Raw genomic sequence first — 4,293 nt, 5'->3', positions numbered from 1 at the left:
GACGTTGGCGGCGAAATCGAACTCCATGTGCCTTACGAACCCGCGCTGGTCTGCGAGGCGAGCCTTAGCTGTCTCTACAGTTATGAAACCGGCAGCGGCGATGACAGTACCCGGCAAGAGCGGGTGGTGTGGCAGGACAGTGGCTATGCCCAAGTGGAGCGAACGGCGCAGGGGATGCGACTGCGCTTTCGTTTTGCCGTACCCGCAGGGCTGCACCCCAGCGAAGACGGGAATGGCAATCACTACTTTTGGCGTTTGAGCGTCAAGGCGCCATTGCCGGGGAGCGATCTGAACCGTTCCTTTACCATCCCCGTCTATGCCACCGGAGAAAGCTCCCGCTTTCAGCAACTGAACACCGGCATGGTCGTGCCGCAAGGCGTGCGGGAGCTAAAGGCGGAATCATTGCTGCCGCTGCGATACAACGGCGCGGAGAAGGAGCTCTACTACCCGATGTTTCGCCAGCCGGGATTTTCCTTGCTGTTCATGGTGGTTGGCAGCGTTTTTGCCATTACCGGCATCGTCCTCTGGGGAAGGGCGGCGCAGGAGGGGGGTGGACTCTATGTCTTGGGCGGCCTTTTTACCTTCCTTGGCAGCCTGGCGGCGATGGCTGGTTTCAATGCAGCCTTTAGCAGCCTTTATGTTGCCTGGGACGGCCGGCGGGTGTTGACCATCCGCCGTTTGCTGGGTATCCCCATTCGCCGCAGGAGTGCCAACTACCATGAAGTGCGCGGGGTGGCTCTCAAGAAGGGCGCCACCTCCAACCAGAATGGCGATTCACATCAGATCAATGACCAGGTGGTGGCGCAGACGCCCAGGGGCGAAATCGTGCTGGCCGAGAATATCGATTCGCACAACAAAGCCAAGGTGGTGGAGGCTTATTTCCGAGAACAGTTTGGCTTGAGTGATGCGCCGGCGTAGATCGTGCCTGACCAGCCCCTATTTTTTTGAAATGACACTTGCTCAAGCAAGGTCATCATCCCGCCGGGCCTCATGCTCCATCCCAACCCGCCGGCGCCGGCGGTGGTGGCGACGAACTCGTTGATGAGTTATAGCTATAAATATTATAGCTATAAAATCAATGAATATGCGAGCTAACCTGTATTTCTGAGCCCTGCGGCAATGCCGTTGATGGAGATGTGGATGCCGCGCTTGAGGCGTTCGTCCACCTGGCCGGCCCGGTAGCGCCGGACCAACTCCACCTGCAGGTGATGCAGCGGGTCGATGTAGGGGAACCGGTGGCGGATCGAGCGCTGCAGCGCGGCGTTGTTGGCCAGCCGTTGCTGATGGCCGGTGATCTGCTCCAGCGCCTTGGCGGTGCGGTGCCATTCCTGCTCGATGCTGGCGAAGATTTTCTTGCGCAGCCGCTTGTCGCTGACCAGTTCGGCGTAGCGTGAGGCCAGCGCCAGATCACTCTTGGCCAGCACCATGTCGATGTTGGACAGCAGGGTTTTGAAAAACGGCCACTGCTGTTCCATCTGTTGCAACAACACCAGCCGCTGCTTGCGGGTCTTGACGGGTGTCTTGTCACCCTGGGGGTGGAGGAACCGGTCTACCGCAGACCCGAAGCCGTACCAGCCCGGCAGGGTCAGGCGGCATTGGCCCCAGCTGAACCCCCAGGGGATGGCGCGCAGGTCTTCGATTTTCTGCGAGGGCTTGCGCGAGGCCGGGCGCGAGCCGATGTTGAGTTCGGCGATCTCGCGGATCGGGGTGGCGCTGAAAAAATAGTCGGTGAAGCCAGGGGTCTCATAGACCAGCTTGCGGTAGGCCGCCATGCTGGTCAGCGACAACTCCGCGGCCACGGCCAGATGCGCCGGGTCGGCCGATCGGGTCGGGTGCAGCAAAGTGGCTTCCAGCGTGGCGGCCACCAGCGTTTCCAGGTTGCGCCGGCCGATTTCCGGGTTGGCATATTTGGAGCCGATCACCTCACCCTGCTCGGTCAGCCGGATCTGGCCCCGCACCGTGCCCGGGGGCTGTGCCAGGATGGCGGCAAAGCTTGGGCCGCCGCCTCGCCCGACGGTGCCGCCGCGGCCGTGGAACATGCGCAACTGCACAAATTGGTGGTTTTTCGGACTGGGGTGGGGGCGGTTGATCTCGTTGAACACGTCCACCAGCGCAATTTCGGCTTGGTACAGCTCCCAATTGCTGGTGAAGATGCCGCCGTCCTTGTTGCTGTCGGAGTAGCCCAGCATGATGTCCTGTTCGCCATACTGGTCGGGGCCACCACGCTGCACCAGCGCCAGGATGCCGGGCAGGGCGTAAAACGCCTTCATGATCGGCGCGGCATGACGCAGGTCGTCAATGGTTTCAAACAGCGGCACCACGATCAGGTCGCAGGTGGCGGCCTGATCCAGGGTGCCATGCATCAGGCCCACTTCTTTCTGCAGCAGCAGCACTTCGAGCAGGTCACTGACGGTTTCGGTGTGGCTGATGATGTAGTGCCGGATGGCCTGGCTGCCATACTGTTCGCGCATCTTTCTGGCGGTCTCGAAAATGCCGATCTCGCTGAGCGTGTGTGCCGAGTAATGGGCCCCCATCACCCTGAGCGGGCGGGCGTCACACAGCAGGGTCATCAACAGTGTGCATTTGGCGCTTTCGTCCAGGCGGGCGTAGTCGGGGGTGATGCGGGCAATGGACAGCAGCTCGGCCAACACCAGCTCGTGCTGGTCTGAGCTTTGCCGCAGGTCCACGGTGGCCAGATGAAAGCCGAACACCTCCACGGTGCGGATCAGTGGCTGCAGGCGCTGGGCTACCAGGGCCTGGGCCCGGTGGGCCAGCAGCGAGGCTTCGATCACCCGCAGGTCGGCCAGCAACTCCTGGGCGTTCAGGTAGGGGTTCTGGGGCGGCACGGCATGGCGCGCGGCGTCGCCCCCGGTCAGGACCTTGAGGGTGGCGGCGAGCCTTGCATAGACACCAATCAGCACCCGCCGGTAAGGTTCATCCTTGCGGTGTTCATTGGTGTCGGGCGACTGTGCGGCCAAGGCCTGCATGGCAGGTGGAAAGTCCACCAGCATGGCCGACAGCGAGAGTTCGCCACCGAGGTAGTGCACCTCGGTCAGGTAGTGGCGCAGGGCCACGTCGGCCTGGCGGCGCAGCGCATGGGACAGCGTCTGGGCATTGACGTTGGGATTGCCGTCGCGGTCACCCCCAATCCATTGGCCCATGCGCAGGAAGTTGGCCACTGGCTGTTGCCCCAGTGCCTGTTCCAGGTTGGCATAGATGCGCGGAATTTCACGCAGAAAGGTGGACTCGTAATAACTCAGCGCGTTCTCCACCTCGTCGGCCACGGTGAGCTTGGAAAAACGCAGCAGACGGGTTTGCCAAAGCTGCAGCACGCGGGCGCGCAGCTGCTGTTCGTTGGCAGCCAAGGCGCGTGGGGTCAGCGCGTCCTTGGGCACCACGTAGGCGGCGGCCTGGGCCAGGATGTCGTCTCTGGCGGTCAGCAGCTGGGCGATGTCACGCTCGGCATCCAGAATGCTTTTGCGCTGCACCTCGGTCGGATGGGCGGTGAGCACTGGCGAGACAAAACTGTGAGCCAGCATCTGGCTGATGGCGTGTGGCGTCACCCCGCCATCGGCCAGCCGTTGCAGCGTCATTTCAATGCTGCCCTCCTGCAGGCTGCCGGCGCGCTCGTGCATGGCACGGCGGCGGATGTGGTGGCGGTCTTCGGCCAGGTTGGCCAGGTGGCTGAAGTAGGTGAAGGCACGCACCACGCTGACGGTCTGGTCACCACTGAGGGACTTGAGCAGCTTGCTCAGGGTCTTGTCGGCCTCATGGTCGGCGTCCCGGCGGAAGGCCACCGACAGCTGACGGATCTGCTCGATCAGCGCATAGGCGGTTTCGCCCTCCTGTTCACGGATCACATCACCGAGGATGCGACCCAGCAGGCGGATGTTGTCGACCAGCGGTTGTTCGGGGTTGGGGCGGCTGACTTTGGTGGGTGTCTGGTGGCGTGTCGGGCGAGAAGTGGTCATGTCGGCTTTCCGGTCGGGCAAGGGGAAGTCAGCTGGAAGTAAGCAAGAGGCATGCTAGCATCCCTGACCCCATCGAGATAACAAAAAGGTTACGGCCACGCGCCAGCGCTTATGAGTACATTCACCATCGCCACCAGAGAGAGTCGTCTGGCCCTGTGGCAGGCCGAACATGTCCAGTTCCTGCTGGGCCAGCTTGGGCATTCGGTCAAGCTGCTGGGCATGACCACCCGGGGGGACCAGATTCTGGACCGTTCGCTCAGCCAGGTCGGAGGCAAGGGGTTGTTTGTCAAGGAGCTGGAAGTCGCCCTGGAAGAGGGGCGCG

Annotated in this window: 2 protein-coding genes and 1 pseudogene; 2 read left to right on the top strand and 1 reads right to left on the bottom strand. The window is 62.4% G+C overall.

What is annotated here, in order from left to right; genetic code table 11:
• Positions 1 to 918 (top strand): hypothetical protein (locus PHW99_RS18210; protein WP_300181066.1); only part of this gene is annotated, 918 nt, incomplete at its 5' end.
• Positions 919 to 1,091: 173 nt separating this feature from the next.
• On the opposite strand, the gene ppc is transcribed toward PHW99_RS18210, so the two are convergent.
• A complete protein-coding gene (gene ppc / locus PHW99_RS18205; RefSeq protein ID WP_300181063.1) occupies positions 1,092 to 3,971 on the bottom strand; it encodes a phosphoenolpyruvate carboxylase in 2,880 nt (959 codons plus the stop codon).
• Positions 3,972 to 4,082: 111 nt separating this feature from the next.
• Here ppc and PHW99_RS18200 point away from each other — a divergent pair.
• A pseudogene (locus tag PHW99_RS18200) lies at positions 4,083 to 4,293 on the top strand (hydroxymethylbilane synthase); the annotation flags it as partial.

This window comes from Rhodoferax sp., from assembly GCF_028689305.1.
Lineage (GTDB): Bacteria > Pseudomonadota > Gammaproteobacteria > Burkholderiales > Burkholderiaceae_C > Rhodoferax.
This window is presented reverse-complemented; position numbering and strand designations above follow the sequence as displayed.

Bases quoted from the DNA above. Each gene is read 5' to 3' on its own strand.
- ppc (WP_300181063.1), bottom strand. From the start codon at position 3,971: ATGACCACTTCTCGCCCGACACGCCACCAGACACCCACCAAAGTCAGC.